Here is an 18,582-nt window from a genome sequence, read left to right as displayed (position 1 = left end):
CAATACTATTCCTTATAAGCAGGAAGAACCGTGTCAGGGTATATTTCCGTCGGGTAATTCCCAGTGAAACAAGCTTTGCAAATGCCATGATCCATTGAGTCTGTATCATTAATAATAGATTTCTCTAAACCTTCTGTAGTGAGATAGGCTAGACTATCTGCACCAATTTCCTCGCAAATCTCGGCAACACTATAATTCGAAGCGATTAATTCTCCTTTATTCGAGGTATCAATCCCATAATAACAAGGATTCTCAATAGGTGGAGAAGCAATCCGAACATGTACTTCTGTCGCTCCTGCTTCTTTTAAAAGACTAACAATACGGCGACTTGTTGTGCCACGAACAATTGAATCATCCACCATAACGACACGTTTTCCATCAACAATCCCTCTAACCGCAGACAACTTCATTTTCACCCCTTGCTCACGTAACTCTTGTGATGGTTGAATGAATGTACGGCCAACATATCTGTTCTTAATTAAACCTAGTTCGTACGGAATACCACTAGCTTCAGAAAAACCAATTGCCGCTGAAATACTCGAATCAGGCACACCTGTTACCACATCTGCTTCAACAGGCGATTCACTTGCTAGTTGTTTGCCCATTGTTTTTCGACTTGCATGGACATTTAACCCATCTAAATTGCTATCTGGACGTGAAAAGTACACATACTCCATCGAACAAAGCGTTCGTTGCATTGGTGAAGAGAAGGTTGTTGTTCGCAAACCATCATCATCAATTATGATTAGCTCTCCTGGTTTTACCTCGCGTAGATAGGTTGCACCAATTAAATCAAATGCACACGTCTCAGAAGCGACAACATAAGCTTCACCAAGCTTCCCAATTGAAAGTGGGCGTAATCCCCGTGGATCTAATGCGACGTATAATTGATCTTCTGTTAAAATCGAAAAGGCGTAAGCACCTTTTATCATACTTAGTGCTTGTTTTATGGCTTCGTCCATCTCCAAGTGTCCACTGCGCTTGATTAAATGAGCAATTACTTCCGTATCTGATGTCGTTTGTAAGATACTACCCTGTGCTTCTAATTGATTTTTTAAAGCAGTTGCATTAACTAAATTGCCATTATGCGCAAGCGCCATGCTTTTCTTTTGGGAGCGAAAAACAAGTGGCTGCACGTTCTCATACCCTCCACCACCTTGTGTGGCATAGCGAACATGCCCTACAGCAGCAGACCCTTTTAATCTAGTAATTTCTCCCGCTTGAAAAACTTCATTAATCAAACCGTTGCCTTTATGCAAATGGAGCTCGTTTCGATCACTTGTCACAATGCCTGCACCTTCTTGCCCACGATGCTGCATGGCGTGCAAGCCATAATATGTCATTTCAGCTGCTTTTTCATGACCCCATATGGCAAAAACACCACACTCTTCGTTTAAGCCTTTGATTTCAGCAAGCATGGTAAAGCCCCTTTCCATAGTGCTTGGATATACGCTACTTCTTCCTTTATAACGAATTGATTATCATTTTTCACTATCAATTGACCTGTGTTTGTCACGTTACCAATTACAGTAGCATCCTTGATTATTTGCTCAAATTGGGCTTGATTTTCTTTTTTCACAGAAACAAGAAAACGTGATTGTGTCTCACTAAATAATGCTGTTGTATTGTCTCCTGTTACCTCTACTGCACACCCAAAACTTAATTGACTAAATAAACTTTCAGCTAACGCAACTGCCAAGCCACCCTCTGCTAGATCGTGTGCAGATACCACAAGCCCTGTTTGAATTGCTGTTAGTAATGCTTCTTGACGTGTCGCTTCTACTTCTAAATCAATCATCGGTGCTTTACCGAAGTATTTACCTTCTAAGACATTTTGCAACTCACTTCCACCAAACTCAGGCTTTGTCTCACCAATTAAATAAATAAGATCTCCTTCATTTTTGAAAAAGGAAGTGGTGATATGTTCAAGTGAGTCATGTAATCCAACCATACCAACTATAGGTGTCGGAAAAATTGCTTGACCGTTAGACTCATTATATAACGATACATTTCCACTAATTACTGGTGTATTTAGACGTAAACTAGCGGCGCTCATCCCGTCCACGCTTTTTTCCATTTGCCAAAAGTTTTCGGGTTTATCAGGATTCCCAAAATTCAACCCATCCGTCAATGCAAGTGGTTTTGCGCCTGAACAAACAATATTTCGCGCTGCTTCGGCAACGGCAATTTTACCGCCTGTTTCTGGATCTAAATAGATGTACCGCGAATTACAATCTGTTGTCATTGCTAGTGCTTTATCAAAACCACGCACACGTAAAACAGCCGCATCTGATCCTGGAGCAAGAACTGTGTTCGTTTGAACCATCGAATCATACTGATCATAGACATATTCTTTACTTGCGATTGTAGGCTGCTGTAGCAATGTTCTGAGCATTTCTCCAGGATCTGTTACATTTGGCTCATATTCTTCCATTTGCTGAAATATTTCAAAATATGCCGGTACTTTTGATGGCTTATGATAAACGGGTGCATCTTCAGCTAAAGAGTCTACTGGTATATCTGTAACAACTTCCCCTTTATGGAGCAAACGGAATTGTTTTTCTTCGATTACATGGCCAACAGCAACCGCTTCGAGTCCATATTTTTCAAAAACATCAATAATTTCTTGTTCATGTCCTTGTTTCACCACAAGTAACATCCGCTCTTGTGATTCTGATAACATCATTTCATAAGCTGTCATACCTTGTTCACGCTGTGGAATAAGATCTAAATTCATTTCCATCCCTGTACCAGCTTTACTTGCCATTTCACTTGCCGAAGAAGTTAAACCGGCTGCCCCCATATCTTGCATCCCAACGAGGTGTTCAGAGTGAATCACTTCAAGACACGCTTCAATTAAAAGTTTCTCCATAAATGGGTCCCCAACCTGCACATTAGACCGTCTACTTTCCGAATCTTCTGTTAAATCTTCAGAGGCGAATGTCGCACCATGGATCCCATCACGTCCTGTTTTCGAGCCAACGTATAGCACCGTGTTTCCAATTCCTGCTGCAATCCCTTTTTGCATGTCTTTTTGATCAATAATCCCCACACACATTGCGTTCACAAGTGGGTTACCTTCATAACAAGCATCAAATTGAATTTCTCCGCCTACAGTTGGGACGCCAACACAATTTCCATATCCAGCAATCCCGTGCACAATCTCTTCTAATAGATACTTGACACGACCACTTGTTAAATTACCAAACCGCAACGAATTTAAAACAGCGATTGGTCTTGCTCCCATTGAAAAAATATCACGTATAATACCACCAACACCAGTAGCGGCGCCTTGATATGGTTCTACGGCTGATGGATGATTGTGGCTCTCGACCTTAAATACAACAGCTTGCCCATCACCAATATCAACTACTCCAGCACCTTCTCCAGGGCCTTGAATAACTTGTGGACCTTCAGTTGGGAATTTTCTTAGTAGCGGTTTAGAAGTCTTATAACTACAGTGCTCTGACCACATCACAGAGAAGATCCCTATCTCCGTGAAATTAGGCCTTCTTCCTAGAATCTTTTTAACAGATTGATATTCTTGATCGGTTAAACCCATTTCATGATAGACTTTGTCTTGTTCAATTAATTCGGGAGTAATCTCAGGCGCCTGCAACATATGCTTCCCTCCAATTTTCTAGCATTGATTTAAATAGTTTTAACCCATCATCACAGCCAAGAAGTGCCTCAACTGCACGTTCTGGATGTGGCATCATTCCTAAGACATTTCCATCTTGATTCACGATTCCGGCGATATTCTCAAACGATCCATTTGGATTATTTGCATACGTAAATGCGATTTGATTATTGGCTTTTAATAAAGCAAGTGTTGTTTCATCACAATAGTAATTGCCTTCACCATGTGCGATTGGTAACGAGATCACTTCTTTTTCCTTGTATCTTGTAGTGAACATTGTTTGGTTATTTTCAACGACTAAATCCTCAAAGTGACACATGAATTTTAAATTTTTATTACGAAGCATCGCACCAGGTAATAAGCCTGATTCTAATAAAATTTGAAATCCATTACATACACCCAATATAGGTGTACCTTTATCTGCTTGGATTTTTAATTGCGTCACAATATCAGATGTAGAAGCTATTGCGCCAGAACGCAAGTAATCACCATAAGAAAAACCACCAGGCAAAAGAATAGCATCATAGTTTGCTAGATTGGCACCCTCATACCAAACTAATTCAGCATTAGCACCCAAACCATCTTTGGCAGCATGGTACATATCTCGATCACAATTCGATCCCGGAAAAACAATCACTGCAATTTTCACTGTGTGACGCCCTCCTCCACGGTATACTGATAATTTTCAATGACTGGGTTAGCAAGAAGCTTTGCACACATATCCTCAATTTGCTGTTCGATATCTGCACTCTCTTCAACAAATAACTCCATGTATTTACCGACACGCACCTCTTGAACTGCATCATACCCCAATGTATTTAATGAGCCTTGTACAGCCTTTCCTTGTGGATCAAGTACGCCCTCTTTTAATGTAATGTGTATCATTATTTTTTTCATTTTACTGCCTCCAGTCGTCTTAAAATTTGATCGTATACGTGGACTAAATCACCCAAATCCTCCCGAAACACATCTTTATCCATCTTTTCGCCTGTTTCAACATCCCAAAGCCGGCATGTATCCGGTGATATTTCATCTGCGAGCACTATTTTTCCAGTGCTATTTCTACCAAATTCTAATTTGAAATCTACTAATTGTAGATTCACTTGTTTAAAAAATGCTTGTAATTGCTCGTTTACTTTTCCTGCAATGGCCTTAATTTCAGCTAGGTCTGCTTCGGTCGCATCTGTTAGGAATAACGCATGGGCATCATTAATAATGGGATCCCCAAGTGCATCTTCTTTATAAAAAAATTCTATCAGTGGTGGCTGAAAAGGTGTTTTCTCTGTTATGCCTAATCTGCGCGTAATGCTTCCAGCAGCTACGTTTCTTACAACAACTTCTATTGGAATAATCGTCGTTCGCTCGACCAGTTGCTCTGTCTCATTCAATGTTTCTTTAAAATGACTGGGAATACCATGCACGTGAAGATATTCAAATACCTTAGCTGCAATTAAATTGTTATACCGGCCTTTTCCTGAAAAATTCGCTTTCTTTTCACCATTAAATGCTGTTGCATCATTTTTGTAAGATAGAACAAGTAAGTTCGGATCATCCGTTACCGTATAAACTTGCTTCGCTTTACCTTCATATAACAGATTAGCTTTCAAGATAACACCCCTTCTTTTAGTTTTTACGCCAAGCCAATTTTAGTAAAAATACGATCAACATTTTTCAAGTGATACGTGTAATCAAAACAAGCAGCGATTTGTTCTTCTGACAATAGATTGGTAATTTGCTCTTCTGCCTCAATTAATTCACGGAATGGAATTGCATTTTCCCAAGCCTTCATCGCATTTGGTTGAACAATATCATACGCTTGTTCACGACTCATTCCTTCATCTATTAACGTCAGCAATACACGTTGTGAGAAGATAACACCATATGTTCGATCAATATTACGCTTCATATTCTCAGGGAACACTGTTAAGTTTTTAATAATCTTACTAAAACGCGTTAGCATGTAATCAAGTGCAATTGTTGCATCCGGTAAAATCACACGTTCAGCAGATGAATGAGAGATATCACGTTCATGCCATAAGGAAACATTTTCGTACGCTGTCATCATATAACCTCTGATCACACGTGCCATTCCAGTCATGTTCTCTGATCCAATTGGATTACGTTTGTGTGGCATAGCTGATGAACCTTTTTGACCTTTCGCAAAAAATTCTTCCACTTCACGTGTTTCTGTTTTTTGTAAGCCACGAACCTCAGTTGCAAACTTTTCAATCGAAGTAGCGACTAACGCTAACGTAGAAACATACTGGGCATGACGATCACGTTGTAAAGTTTGTGTTGAAACGGGTGCTGCTTTTAGCCCAAGGTTTTTACACACATATTCTTCTACGAATGGATCAATATTTGCATATGTACCAACTGCTCCAGATAACTTTCCTGTTTCAATTACTTCTGCCGCTGCATTAAAACGCTCTAAATTACGTTTCATTTCCTCATACCATAACGCCATCTTTAGACCGAATGTAGTTGGTTCTGCATGGACCCCATGGGTTCTTCCCATCATAACCGTATGTTTGTGCTCAATTGCTTTTTCTTTAAGAATCTCAATGAAATTTTCAATGCCTTCTCTGATAATAGCATTTGCTTGTTTTAGATTATAAGATAATGCCGTATCTACTACGTCCGTTGATGTTAAGCCATAATGTACCCACTTTCTTTCTTCACCTAACGTTTCTGAAACGGCACGGGTAAAGGCAACAACGTCATGACGTGTTTCTTGTTCAATATCCAAAATTCGCGATACATCAAATGAGGCATTTTTTCGTAATGTAACAACGTCTTCTTTTGGAATAATTCCTAATTCACTCCATGCCTCACAGGCTAGTATCTCGACCTCAAGCCATGCCTGGTATTTATTTTCATCTGTCCAAATAGCTCCCATTTCTTCTCTCGTATAGCGTTCAATCATAATTAAAAATCCTCCTAGTAGTTCTATTTTGTATGTATAAGCTGCGTGTTGATTAATTCTTGCTCAAGTGAATCCAATTGCTTTCCTATATATGTAACATGCCCCATTTTTCGTTTTGGTTTGTTTTCTTTTTTGCCATACATATGAATATGACCCTTCCCGATTTCATTTATATATTGCATAAAGGATGCAACATCTTCCCCTAATAGGTTGATCATAATTGCTGCCCCATGAAAATAGATTGGAAGCAACGGCAAGCCACATATTGCCCTTACATGTTGTTCAAATTGCGATACATTACATGCTTCAATTGTATAATGCCCAGAGTTATGTGGGCGAGGCGCCATTTCATTAATAAAAATCGCATCATCTTTAACGAACATTTCAATTGTAAATGTCCCGACTACACCGATCGTTTCAGCAATCGACGCTGCTGCTTGCTTCGCCTTACTCTCTACCGATTCTGTAATACGGGCAGGAACAACTGTCGTATGGAGAATATGGTCTTTATGTGTATTTTCAGCAACAGGGAAATACGTAATATCTCCATCTTGTCCTCGCGTGAACACGATTGAAATTTCTTTATCAAATAGTATCCATTGCTCTATAATAGAACGGCCATTTTTTTCAACAAAATCTGCCGCTTCGACAAGATCTGCCTCACTTTCTAATTTCAACTGTCTTTTTCCATCGTACCCACCACGACATGTTTTAAGTACCGCCGGAAACCCAATCGACTTAATCGCATCATGCACTTCTTCTTTTGCTTGAACTATATTAAAAGTCGCTACAGGTTGTGCACTTTCGACTATCTTATTTTTCTCTTGTTCACGGTCTTGCGTTATTCTTAAAGAAGCTGTACCTTGTGGCAACTTCCCTTTTGCTTCTATATATTGTGCAGCTTGAAGGTCAACATTCTCAAACTCATAAGTAATAACGTCACATCTTTCGGTCAGTTGTCTGATTGCCTCCATATCATCATACGCTGCGATCAATTGATCATCAGCAACTTGAGCTGTCGGGCAGTCTGGTGTTGGATCAAGAACGATAATTGAATAACCCATATGTCTTGCAGTAGTCGCCATCATTCTTCCTAATTGGCCACCACCAATAATTCCAATCGTAGAACCAAATAACAGTTTATTCTTTTGCAAGGTCTTCCCTCATTTCTGCTACTTTTTCTTTCATTTGTAGCTGGTATTTTGTTAGACGACTTGCAACATCGTCTTCAAAAGCACCAATGATCTGCGTTGCTAAAATTGCGGCATTCTTTGCCCCTGCTACACCAATCGCTACGGTAGCAACAGGTACACCACCTGGCATCTGTACGATGGATAACAAGGAGTCTAATCCATTTAAGCTTTTTGATTGAATCGGAACACCGATTACAGGAAGTGTAGTCTTTGCTGCAACCATACCTGGTAGATGTGCTGCACCACCAGCTCCAGCTATAATTACTTTTAAGCCTTTTTCACGAGCATTTTCTGCATAAGTAAACATATCTTCTGGCGTTCGATGGGCTGAAATAACTTCTTTCTCATAAGCGACACCTAACTCATCGAGCATCTGACATGTATGCTGCATCGTTTCCCAATCGGAAATACTTCCCATGATTACACCGACTGCTGTCATCATAATATCCCCTCTCCCCTACTGCAAAAGTAATAGAAAAAGCCTATTCATCTCCCATTATGAGAGAAGATGAATAGGCTTTTGTAGACATTATTACATAAGTAAAACAGCATTGCAGGATATTCATCTAATTTTTAAAAAGGGTAATTTAAAATGTTATACAACTTACAAAATATAACTTTACCACAAACCCTCTCCGTTAAGGCATAACTTAACGATGATCTAGATGAAAAACACGCAATGAATCATCTTCCCTCATAGTCCATTATTTACGGTAACGGGTAGAGACTATTGGGCCATATTCCCAAAATTATATGAGGTACTTACTATTTAATTTGTTAGATTTGTTAACTGCATATTTATGATAACAAGGAAACAACTATCCGTCAATTAAAATCGAACAATTAAATGATCATGATAGTTAATGTTCGTCTTTTGTCACAACTGCATCAAAAATGATTTGCCTTGCAACTGGCTCCACACTTTCTTTATCACCTGGTGTTTTTTCTTTGAAAATAGGTTTCTCTGTTCTTCTAATAGGTGTAAATCCTGCTTGTTTGATGCGCTCTAAACATGCATCAATAGTTTCTCCTTCTTCTACTTCAAACCTTTTCTTGCTCGTTTGCTCTGTTTTCTTCTTGTTTTTCGGCATTCTTTGAAATTCGTCCTCTCTTCACTTGTTTGACCCAGAACCCTCCATTGATTTGTTTCGGTTCATAGGAAATAATAAATGCTTTCGGGTCAATCCCTTTTATCGTTTCATATAGACTTAATTCATATTTCCGCGGTGTCAAAATTTGCATCGATAAACGGTCACCATCCATACCGTAAGCATACCAACTCGTTACACCGTAGCCTTTATCACGCAGCTGTTTGGTAAATTGAATATCTGGATTGGATGATATAACATTTACTGTGATATATCCGAGTGCTAATTTTTCTTCTATTTTAGAACCTACAATAACACCAATACCATAACCAAGTGCATAGGCAATCAAATTCTCGATTTGGTCAAGATTTTCTAGAACTAGTCCCAATCCTAACGTATAGATTGTGATTTCCACCATACCAATTCCAGCTGCGATATAACGTCTACCTTTTAATGTAAGTATCATCCTTATCGTAAAAAATGAAACATAAAATATATTGATAACCAAGATGATAGTAACCATCATTAATGCATTATCTAACAAAATAAATCCTCCCTTATATGTGTGTTCAAAAGTCGACCAATTAGAAGCAAGCAAGTCGAGACGGCGAAGTTTCTGAGGACCAGAAGAATAAGCCAACGAAGAGATGCGCCGCTTATAATTTGGTGACTTTTTGAACAACTTCTTACCAACTCGTATTACTCATAATTCCACACTTACAACTGAATTAACCAAACTAATTAAGTCTTCCCTCATGCTATTCACCCAAATATCAAAAAATGCATATTCTATATCATACAACATTTCTTCCATTTTAGCGCGATTTTAATAGATAAGAAAGGTGTAATACAAGTAGAGTGACTTATAAGGAGGAAAAAATGAAACCATTTGAACAAATGAATGATTGGAAAAAGAATATGGATCACTTTTTTGGTGATAAATTTTGGAACGAATTTGATGATGTATTAAAACCGCCAATCCCTCATATTAATTTGTATCAAACTGAAAAAGAAGTTGTTTGTTATGTAAGTCTACCTGGATTTGATGACGTAAGGAAAATCGACATCTTTGTTAATCAAAGTCAATTAGAATTAAACGGAACAATTAAGATTGAACACCATCGCGGACAAATTATTAAAGAAGAAATCCTACATGGAACATTTAATCGTAAGATCGACTTACCATATCCTGTTCGTGAGGATAAAATAGATGCTACCTATCAATACGGATTATTAGTCATTCGATTACACCGACTGATGCAAGAACAAACAAAGAAAAAGCGCCTTGACATTCGACAATTAGACGAAGAGTAATATTAATTTTTTAATTCGGCGAAACTGAGCATTTTTCCGGCGAATTTGGCGATAATTCGGCGAATACAAGCAATATTCCGGCGAAATTAACAATTATTCGGGCGTTCTCCGAATCTACCAATCAAAAAAAGCTTTGACTGAGATACCAGTCAAAGCTTTTTAGTAATTTTAACTTAAGAATGTGAGATAAAGAATAAAGACAATGAACAAGAACCACATAATTGGATTAACTTCTTTTACTTTTCCTTTTGCTAACATTGTAATTGGATAGAAGATAAATCCTACTGCAATACCAGTTGCGATACTATATGCAAGTGGCATGATAATTAATGTTAAGAATGCTGGTACTGCAATTTCAAATTGATCCCAGTCAATTCCCTTTAGGGCAGTTACCATCATTACCCCAACAATTATTAATGCTGGTGCTGTAACAGCAGCCGTTACGACACTTAATAATGGCGAGAAAAACAATGCTAATAAGAACAAACCAGCAGTTACTAAAGATGTAAAACCAGAACGTCCACCAGCACTAACACCTGTTGCAGATTCTACATACGAAGTAGTTGTTGATGTACCTAATGTTGCACCAACTACTGTTGCAGCTGAGTCAGAGAAAAGCGCCTTTCCTGCTTTCGGTAACTTGTTGTCTTTCATTAGTCCAGCTTTTGTCGCAACAGCCACTAATGTTCCAGCCGTATCAAAGAAGTCAACGAATAAGAAAGTTAAAATAACACCGATCATTTGCCATGTAAAAACTTCACCTAAATTTAAAAATGCTTGCCCAAATGTTGGAGTTAAACTCGGAACAGAACCAACAATCCCGCTCGGTGGATCGATTAAACCGAATAGAATACCCGCAATTGACGTAATAACCATTCCATAAAATACTCCGCCTTTAACACCTAACGTGATTAGAATAACTGTTACAAATACACCAAAGATCGCTAATAATGTACTACCAGAAGTGACATCTCCTAGTGCTACCATTGTAGCGGGGTCACTAATAATAATCCCTGCATTTTGAAAACCAATAAAGGCAATAAATAAACCAATACCAGCACCTACTGCCAACTTCAAGCTTTTAGGAATTGCATTAATAACTTTTTCACGCAAACCAGAAATTGTTAATACGATAAAAATAAGTCCAGATACAAGAACACCACTAAGTGCTGTTTCCCAAGGGATTCCTTGGTCCAATACTACTGTATAAGCAAAAAACGCATTCAATCCCATTCCAGGTGCTAATGCAATCGGATATTTTGCAAGTAGCGCCATAATTAATGTACCTACTGCAGCCGCAAGAGCTGTCGCTGTAAAGACCGCATCCGGATCCATACCAGTAGTACCATCCACAGTCAATATAGAAGGATTAACAAATAAAATATAAGCCATAGATAAGAACGTTGTAATACCTGCAATGGTTTCAGTACGATAATTGGTACCTAGTTGCTCAAACTCAAAAAACTTCTTCATTTTCCTTTTCCTCCTCTTTTCGTCGTTAAAAAAACACCCTTACAAAAGCAAGAGTGTTCCATAACTATTCAGAAGATTCAAATAAACTAAAAAGATATAATTTATTCTTCTGCGTAGTTAGACCATTTACGGCGGTCTAATAGAAACTCTAGAGCCTTATTCCCCAGATTATACGACGAGTTTTTCTATTAAATTAAATTACATTCTTTATAATACTAAGGAATCATCCCTTAGTCAACCCAAAAAACGAATGTTTATAAAAAAAGACACAACCATTGTTCGGTTATGTCTTGAGTTAATACAAATTTCTTCATTATTCGACTTCAACAAAACATTTAAATCCAACTTATAGACTGTTTCGACGGATTAAATGGATATATTAATGAAAGTCGCACTCTATTCCCACTCAATCGTCGCAGGTGGCTTACTCGTCACATCATAGACAATTCTATTAACATGATCGACCTCATTAACAATTCGAGTGGATATTTTCTCCAATACATCCCACGGGATTCTAGCCCAATCTGAAGTCATCCCATCAATTGATGTGACAGCACGGATTCCAACGGTATGGTCATATGTTCGCGCATCACCCATTACACCGACACTACGAATGTCTGGTAACACGGTAAAGTACTGCCATATTTCACGATCTAATCCAGCTAATTTTATTTCTTCACGTAAGATCGCATCAGATTCTCTTACGATTTTAATTTTTTCATCGGTCACTTCACCTAGTATACGAATTCCAAGACCAGGACCAGGGAATGGCTGTCTCCAAACAACCGCCTCCGGAACACCAAGCTCTAATCCTAAAGCACGGACTTCATCTTTAAATAATGTGTCAAGTGGCTCTAATAGTTCAAATTGCATGTTCTCAGGAAGTCCACCAACATTATGGTGCGATTTAATTGTTTGTGCGGTTTCTGTTCCACTTTCAACAATATCGGTATAAAGTGTACCTTGTGCTAAGAAATCCATATCCTTCAAGCGATCCGCTTCATCGTCAAATACATAAATAAATTCATTTCCGATGATTTTACGCTTTTGTTCTGGATCTGTTACACCTTTTAATTTATTTAAAAAGCGTTCTTGTGCATCAACACGGATAATGTTCATTTTGAAACCATCACGGAATGTTTCCATTACCATGTCGCCTTCATCTTTACGTAAAAGACCATGATCAACGAAAATACATGTTAGTTGATCGCCAATCGCTTTATGGATTAAAGCAGCAACTACAGACGAATCAACACCACCACTTAAGGCACACAGGACTTTTTTATCGCCGACTTTTTCTTGAATTTTTTCAACTTCTTGTTCAACAAAATTGGCCATCGTCCAGTCCCCTTGGCAGTCACACGCCCCAAACACAAATTGTCTCAGTAAGTCATTTCCATATACGGTGTTGCGCACTTCAGGATGAAATTGAACGCCATACATATCTTTATCATTATTACTCATTGCTGCAACTGGTGTAGACGAACTAGTAGCTTCTACTACAAAGTCAGCAGGAGCTTCAATGATTTTATCACTATGACTCATCCATACTGTTTGTTCATTAGGAGTCCCTGTAAATAGGCGCGCCTTTTCTGTTACATGAATATCCGCTTTACCATACTCACGCTGATTCGCTCGCTCAACTTTTCCACCAAAGTGATGGGTCATCAATTGCATTCCGTAACAAATACCAAGTACAGGAATACCTAGATCAAAAATAGCCTCATCACAACGAAAACTTGTTTCATCATAAACACTATGCGGTCCACCAGAAAGAATAATACCTTTCGGTTGCATTTCTTTTATTTCCTCAGCAGTCAAGCGGTGAGAGTGTAGCTCACTGTATACACCAAACTCACGAATTCGTCTTGTAATTAATTGATTGTATTGACTACCAAAATCTAAAACTAGGATCATTTCATTTGTAGCTTGCACCTTCGTCATCTCCTCCATCCAACTCTATCTTCCATTGATATATATAAAGAAAACTTGGCTAGCACCAAGCCTTCCGGCGCCAGTGGTTGCCTAGTTGCACTTATACTAATTTCCTGAAATTTTTACTACGTTGATAGTCACCCATGCTAAAATTAATCTTTCCTATCAGTGCAAAAAATCTGCCCTCTACAAACTAAAGAAGGCAGATTCTGCAAACAAACGTCAATCCGCCTCCATAGTCAAAACATTTACGGTGTTTTGTAGAAACTCTCGAACCCTATTTCCGAGAATATACAGAGGTGTTATTCAACTACATGAATGGGTAGTGAAAACCCAAACGATGGATGTTTCTATTATATTTATATCATTCTATCAGTGCCTTATCTTCTGGTCAAGACCATGCACGCCTTAATAAATTTTTCCATAATTCAAGTATCTTCTCATGATCATGAAGCGTTGCATCACTTCTATATATCATCCGTTCATAATAGCCGGTTAATTGCGTCATTTGATTTGAATCAAAGAACGCGTCAACTTGCCTAGCATACTCTCTGATTGTTTGCCCTTGTTTTCGCTTGATTCCTTTGTGCTGTAATACACGCAGAAGAAAATGATACGCCTTATCCAATGATCTCTCATCATTAAAATGCTTATACCGTTTGATAAATAACAGCGTAAGCAAGCGGTATCGTGCGAAGAATAATACAACCGCTATTATTACAAGTCCAAGTGTTAAACCCACTAAAAGATAGCCGTTCCAAAGTGCAGCGCCATCTTGAGAAGCTTCAGAACCAAGAGCCTGTTCATCTTCTTGATGTTCTTGTTCAGATTCTTCCTCTTCTTCCGCGTTAACTTCCTCTTCGGCATCTTGCTCATCATTTGAATCCGGATCCGCATCTGCCTCTTGGTAAAAATCAGCATTATTTGAGAATCCTACCGTTGGTTCGAAGGGTACCCAACCCACTCCCGGAAAATAGACTTCAACCCATGAATGTGCATTGTTATTTGTAACTTGATACGTATTGTAATAACTAGACACGCCGTTTGGATTGTTATTAACAATTTGACCACCAGTAAATCCCTTAACCCAACGTGCAGGAATATCTAGAGAACGTAACATTACAACCATCGATGTGGAAAAGTTATCACAATACCCTACTTGCGTATCAAACAAAAATTGATCAACATAATCTTCTCTACGACCAGGTACTGCTATATCTTCCGACTGATAAGTAAACCCATTGTGATCAAAATAGCTTTCTACTGTTTTCACCTTATCATAACGTGTTTGATCTTCAGCAGTAATCTCCTCTGCTAAATCAACTACACGGTCTGGTAAACTATTTGGCAGCTGTAAATATAGATCCTCTATCGGAGCAGGATAGTCACCCCCAGCCGCTTCTAATTGGTTTAGAGAAAAGGAAGGATATTGATACGTGAGATCAAAGTACACTGAACCCTCTTGTTGTTCAGGACCCTCCACTTCAATTATCCCTGTCTCTTGATCCAGTAAATAATTCAAATGCGTTCCATTACTAACGTTATTAATTCCATACGGATAAACAACTTTTGAAAAGTTGGCATCAGACGTATAATGAACCGAAGCATACTGTTGAATTGTATCAACCTGTTCAGTATGCATGTCTAAATCAATGTTTCCGTTTGGTTGTGTCTGGTATGCTAATTCCGTTGACCTCTCCCAACCCTTTCCAGTGTACCTATCTTTCGATTCAATTCTCCAATAATGACTCTGTGAAGCTTCCACTTCAAAGACAGTCGTATTATCTTGAATAAAGGAACCACCCAAGTTAGAATCATCTTCTCCATAACCTACTTTTTGTGTAGTAGAGCTTCCTCCTTCACCAAAACCAGCATAATCAGCAGTACTTGTTATAAAAGGAACTGGATCAGGCCATTGCGGTTCAGCTTTAGGCGCAAAGTAACCCAGGATCGTAACCAACGGGAGAATAATGATAATCGGAATAACCGTTGAGACAAACCAATTCCCATAAGCTGGTTTTAATGACTCTTTATCCATTTGCATTGAAAAATTAGATAGTGCCAGCGTAAACATAGATACAATAAATGTTCTAACAATAGCTTCATCTGCTTGATAAGCAGTGAACGTATCTAAAACAGTAATATAAATAAATGTTAACAAAATAAATAGAAAAACTCGTCTTGCGATAACAAACCAGTAATGTACTAAATAGCTCATGAGCCAAAGTAAAATCAGGAATAATAAACTTCGAAAGAATGGTGTTAAGTGAGTCCATTGCTGTTCCATAATCATTTCGGTGTTATATTGTAATTGAGTCTGAAAAACCATAAGCCACTGTCTAGTTGTAATTATTTCCTGCATAAATAAACCATCTAAAATAAACAATAATCCAGCTATCTTTAATGGCACAGAAATCCAAGCACTTACTCTTAATATAGATAGAAAGAAGCAGAAACCTGCATATAGCACAAGTAGTGTCATATTACCCGTATCTGATATAACTTCCAGTGGTCTTAGCCACTCCCAAAATAATAAAAATCCACAGAGATAAAGCAGTATCGAAAAGACAATTGATTCTTTTGGAATTTGTTTAGACTCAAGCATTACATACTCACCTCTATTTGATCCTGCTTCATTACTTCTTCTGTACAAACATTGACCATCATACCAATCACTCTCAGTTGCTGTATCATACGTTGGTCTTCTTCCGATAAGTCTTTAGATGACTTTGTCAAAAAAAGCGTAACATGCTTATTCCGTTGTTGAACTTGCTTTAGTGCTGTAATTATTCCTTGATTAAGATCAGTTAAAAAGAGTATAACTACTAAGTTTATAGGCATTCGTTTTATTTGTTCTACCAACTGATCAGCAAAGGCTTTGTCACCATCTGGCTGAACAGTTGCCAAATAATGATGGAGCAATCTCTTTTCTGCCCCTACTTGTTGAGGGGAAAAATAGACATTTTTAAGTCCGAGCCCTAACAATCCAATATTGGACACCTTATTTTCAAATAAAGTAACAAATGAATTTACCAGTTCTACATTTGTTTCAAACGCTGCCTGATTCAACTCTTTTTTATCACAAGCGTCTAAGATAAAGAAGACATCTGTTGTTTTCTCTTGTTCAAATTGTTTCGTCATGATCATTTGTTTCCGTGCAGAGCTTTTCCAATCAATCCATGAAAATCGGTCACCAGACATATATTCACGTACACCAGTAACTACATGCTCATTTTTTGATCGCAATGAATAAACAGGTGCAACACCCTCTTCAAAGCTGTTTTGTTCTTTTTTCATAGAAATGCCTTTTTCTTGCGGATATACGACAATACGATTTACACATTCAAATATATAACTCTTAGTAACAAAACCAAAAAAATCGCCGGTTTTTATTCGTACAGCTTGAAATTGATGCTCACCTCGCGGTAAATCAGTTAACTTGTAGGTGAAATGTAGCTTGCGCTTAAACATCGGAAATACAACTCTTTTAAACTGTCGATTTTTATTCAATTCCTTGGATTCTGTTAACCTCGCTAAGTTATGTTTTGATTGATAGGTTTCTTGTAAAGATGCATTATAACAATCTTCTATAATAAGGTAAGGCAATGGAATCCATAGTTTTCTTTCTAATATAATTGTAACTTCAATATCCTTTCCTGCACGTGTTATATCTTTAGAGAGATTACGCGAAACATTCCATGTTCGAAGTGGATAAAGCATAACAGTGAGAAGATAGATTAGAATTGGTATAAAAGCATATAGAAGAAACCAACTTACAAATCCCCCTTGAAACATTGCATACGAAAATAACAAGCTAAATAAGAGAATTAACTGAACTAATTTCAATAAAAGGCGTAAACTCCCCTTCATTAAGAATATTCCTTTCGCATTGGTACAGTTAACTTAGCTAAAAGTTCACTTACTAGACTAGTCGTATCAATTCCCTCAAATTTCGCTTCTGGTTTTAATATAATACGATGTGATAGCACATAAGGCGCTAAATATTTCACATCATCCGGTATAACATAATCACGGTCATGGATAAACGCATAAGCTTTTGCTGCTTTCATCAATGCAATTGAAGCCCTTGGACTGGCACCTAAATAAATTGCCTTATGGTTACGTGTTCCTTTTACTAATTGAACAATATAGTTCTGGACCATTTTATCAATAAAAACTTCTCCAACTTGTTCTTGTAGCTGTAGCAACTCGTCCTTATGCATTACAGCTTCAATTGACTCAATTGGATGCTTTTTAGCAGTCGCCTCTAACATTTGTAATTCTTGTTCTTCTGATGGATATCCCATCTTCAATTTGATCAAAAAACGATCTAATTGTGCTTCAGGTAAGGGGTAAGTCCCTTCATATTCAATTGGATTTTGCGTCGCCATAACAAAAAATGGTTTTTGTAAGTCTACCGTCTGTCCATCAACTGTAACACTTCCTTCTTCCATCGCCTCAAGCAATGAAGATTGTGTTTTGGGAGATGTACGGTTGACTTCATCGGCAAGCACAATGTCACCCATAATCGGACCATTTCGAAATTCAAAAACCTGCTCTTTTGGATTATAAATTGATACACCTGTTACATCTGATGGCAGTAAGTCTGGTGTAAACTGAATACGTTTAAATTCACAATCTAATGATTTTGCCAGCGTCCTTACTAACATGGTCTTACCAACTCCTGGAACATCCTCCAACAAAACATGCCCTTCAGCTAATAGTGCAACGATACTTAACGTCGTCACCTCTTCTTTACCAATAATTACTTTATTTATATTATCAAGAACCTTACTAATTTGAGAATGATAGCTAACTGGATTTTGCATCATGCAAACCGTTCCCCTTCCACATTGATTGTATTTCTTAATTTATCGTTAAATATTAAAACTACTATTCCTTCTCTATAACTATACTATAAGTAGTATGGGGGAACGCAAGTGAGTACGTTAGAAAAATAAGGAATATTACGTATTTTATATAAACTGCGCATTAAACGTTTAACCCGCTACG

Annotated in this window: 16 protein-coding genes and 3 riboswitches; of the genes, 1 reads left to right on the top strand and 15 read right to left on the bottom strand. The window is 38.0% G+C overall.

All coding sequences use genetic code 11. From position 1 onward, the window contains the following. Window positions 1–5 precede the first annotated feature (5 nt). From purF to D2K40_RS05920, 10 genes are all read right to left on the bottom strand, one after another. Window positions 6–1,418: an amidophosphoribosyltransferase gene (purF, locus tag D2K40_RS05965; RefSeq protein WP_117153938.1), complete on the bottom strand. Its 1,413-nt coding sequence runs from the start codon at window positions 1,416–1,418 to the stop codon at window positions 6–8. Then, on the bottom strand, window positions 1,394–3,622 hold the full coding sequence (purL, locus tag D2K40_RS05960) for a phosphoribosylformylglycinamidine synthase subunit PurL (RefSeq protein ID WP_117153936.1): 2,229 nt from the start codon (window positions 3,620–3,622) through the stop codon (window positions 1,394–1,396). Before purL ends, purF begins: the two co-directional genes overlap by 25 nt. After that, on the bottom strand, window positions 3,606–4,289 hold the full coding sequence (gene purQ, locus D2K40_RS05955; RefSeq protein ID WP_117153934.1) for a phosphoribosylformylglycinamidine synthase subunit PurQ: 684 nt from the start codon (window positions 4,287–4,289) through the stop codon (window positions 3,606–3,608). The genes purL and purQ overlap by 17 nt, the downstream gene beginning before the upstream one ends. After that, window positions 4,286–4,537: a phosphoribosylformylglycinamidine synthase subunit PurS gene (gene purS / locus D2K40_RS05950; RefSeq protein ID WP_117153932.1), complete on the bottom strand. Its 252-nt coding sequence runs from the start codon at window positions 4,535–4,537 to the stop codon at window positions 4,286–4,288. The genes purQ and purS overlap by 4 nt, the downstream gene beginning before the upstream one ends. Continuing rightward, a complete protein-coding gene (gene purC, locus D2K40_RS05945; RefSeq protein ID WP_117153930.1) occupies window positions 4,534–5,247 on the bottom strand; it encodes a phosphoribosylaminoimidazolesuccinocarboxamide synthase in 714 nt (237 codons plus the stop codon). The genes purS and purC overlap by 4 nt, the downstream gene beginning before the upstream one ends. Window positions 5,248–5,270: 23 nt before the next feature. Continuing rightward, entirely contained in the window at window positions 5,271–6,566 is a 1,296-nt protein-coding gene (gene purB, locus D2K40_RS05940; protein WP_117153928.1) for an adenylosuccinate lyase, read from the bottom strand. Between the two features lie 23 nt (window positions 6,567–6,589). After that, entirely contained in the window at window positions 6,590–7,720 is a 1,131-nt protein-coding gene (purK, locus tag D2K40_RS05935) for a 5-(carboxyamino)imidazole ribonucleotide synthase (protein ID WP_117153927.1), read from the bottom strand. Next, entirely contained in the window at window positions 7,707–8,198 is a 492-nt protein-coding gene (gene purE / locus D2K40_RS05930) for a 5-(carboxyamino)imidazole ribonucleotide mutase (protein ID WP_117153925.1), read from the bottom strand. The genes purK and purE overlap by 14 nt, the downstream gene beginning before the upstream one ends. A gap of 238 nt (window positions 8,199–8,436) precedes the next feature. Continuing rightward, window positions 8,437–8,536, bottom strand: a riboswitch (purine riboswitch). An 83-nt stretch (window positions 8,537–8,619) separates the two neighbouring features. After that, window positions 8,620–8,850 (bottom strand): NETI motif-containing protein, encoded by a 231-nt coding sequence (locus tag D2K40_RS05925; protein ID WP_117153923.1) that lies wholly within the window; start codon window positions 8,848–8,850, stop codon window positions 8,620–8,622. Continuing rightward, window positions 8,801–9,391, bottom strand: coding sequence for a DUF2179 domain-containing protein (locus D2K40_RS05920; protein WP_117153921.1), 591 nt, complete (start codon window positions 9,389–9,391; stop codon window positions 8,801–8,803). The genes D2K40_RS05925 and D2K40_RS05920 overlap by 50 nt, the downstream gene beginning before the upstream one ends. 335 nt (window positions 9,392–9,726) lie before the next feature. Here D2K40_RS05920 and D2K40_RS05915 point away from each other — a divergent pair, with 335 nt between their 5' ends. Further along, on the top strand, window positions 9,727–10,161 hold the full coding sequence (locus D2K40_RS05915; RefSeq protein WP_117153919.1) for an Hsp20/alpha crystallin family protein: 435 nt from the start codon (window positions 9,727–9,729) through the stop codon (window positions 10,159–10,161). Between the two features lie 168 nt (window positions 10,162–10,329). On the opposite strand, the gene D2K40_RS05910 is transcribed toward D2K40_RS05915, so the two are convergent. The 5 genes from D2K40_RS05910 to D2K40_RS05890 form a co-directional block, all read right to left on the bottom strand. Further along, complete coding sequence (locus D2K40_RS05910) at window positions 10,330–11,634, bottom strand: NCS2 family permease (RefSeq protein WP_117153918.1); 1,305 nt, start codon at window positions 11,632–11,634, stop codon at window positions 10,330–10,332. A gap of 94 nt (window positions 11,635–11,728) precedes the next feature. Next, window positions 11,729–11,830, bottom strand: a riboswitch (purine riboswitch). A gap of 200 nt (window positions 11,831–12,030) precedes the next feature. Next, window positions 12,031–13,578, bottom strand: a complete 1,548-nt coding sequence (guaA, locus tag D2K40_RS05905; protein WP_117154056.1) for a glutamine-hydrolyzing GMP synthase — start codon at window positions 13,576–13,578, stop codon at window positions 12,031–12,033. Between the two features lie 207 nt (window positions 13,579–13,785). Next, window positions 13,786–13,886: riboswitch (purine riboswitch) on the bottom strand. Window positions 13,887–13,960: 74 nt separating this feature from the next. Further along, entirely contained in the window at window positions 13,961–16,174 is a 2,214-nt protein-coding gene (locus tag D2K40_RS05900; RefSeq protein WP_117153916.1) for a DUF4129 domain-containing transglutaminase family protein, read from the bottom strand. Then, a complete protein-coding gene (locus tag D2K40_RS05895) occupies window positions 16,174–17,415 on the bottom strand; it encodes a DUF58 domain-containing protein (protein WP_162879146.1) in 1,242 nt (413 codons plus the stop codon). The genes D2K40_RS05900 and D2K40_RS05895 overlap by 1 nt, the downstream gene beginning before the upstream one ends. 23 nt (window positions 17,416–17,438) lie before the next feature. Further along, window positions 17,439–18,401, bottom strand: coding sequence for an AAA family ATPase (locus tag D2K40_RS05890; protein ID WP_373285560.1), 963 nt, complete (start codon window positions 18,399–18,401; stop codon window positions 17,439–17,441). Window positions 18,402–18,582 lie beyond the last annotated feature (181 nt).

The sequence above is a fragment of the Paraliobacillus quinghaiensis genome (assembly GCF_003426025.1).
GTDB lineage: Bacteria > Bacillota > Bacilli > Bacillales > Amphibacillaceae > Paraliobacillus_A > Paraliobacillus_A quinghaiensis.
The sequence above is the reverse complement of the archived record's forward strand: the minus strand, read 5'-3'. Positions and strand labels throughout refer to the sequence as shown.

What these genes read in the sequence shown, in the direction of transcription:
- D2K40_RS05890 (WP_373285560.1), bottom strand. Translation starts at nt 18,401, where the DNA reads ATGATGCAAAATCCAGTTAGCTATCATTCTCAAATTAGTAAGGTTCTT.
- guaA (WP_117154056.1), bottom strand. Translation starts at nt 13,578, where the DNA reads ATGACGAAGGTGCAAGCTACAAATGAAATGATCCTAGTTTTAGATTTT.
- purE (WP_117153925.1), bottom strand. Translation starts at nt 8,198, where the DNA reads ATGACAGCAGTCGGTGTAATCATGGGAAGTATTTCCGATTGGGAAACG.
- purB (WP_117153928.1), bottom strand. Translation starts at nt 6,566, where the DNA reads ATGATTGAACGCTATACGAGAGAAGAAATGGGAGCTATTTGGACAGAT.
- D2K40_RS05925 (WP_117153923.1), bottom strand. Translation starts at nt 8,850, where the DNA reads ATGCCGAAAAACAAGAAGAAAACAGAGCAAACGAGCAAGAAAAGGTTT.
- D2K40_RS05915 (WP_117153919.1), top strand. Translation starts at nt 9,727, where the DNA reads ATGAAACCATTTGAACAAATGAATGATTGGAAAAAGAATATGGATCAC.
- D2K40_RS05900 (WP_117153916.1), bottom strand. Translation starts at nt 16,174, where the DNA reads ATGCTTGAGTCTAAACAAATTCCAAAAGAATCAATTGTCTTTTCGATA.
- purF (WP_117153938.1), bottom strand. Translation starts at nt 1,418, where the DNA reads ATGCTTGCTGAAATCAAAGGCTTAAACGAAGAGTGTGGTGTTTTTGCC.
- purL (WP_117153936.1), bottom strand. Translation starts at nt 3,622, where the DNA reads ATGTTGCAGGCGCCTGAGATTACTCCCGAATTAATTGAACAAGACAAA.
- purS (WP_117153932.1), bottom strand. Translation starts at nt 4,537, where the DNA reads ATGAAAAAAATAATGATACACATTACATTAAAAGAGGGCGTACTTGAT.
- D2K40_RS05910 (WP_117153918.1), bottom strand. Translation starts at nt 11,634, where the DNA reads ATGAAGAAGTTTTTTGAGTTTGAGCAACTAGGTACCAATTATCGTACT.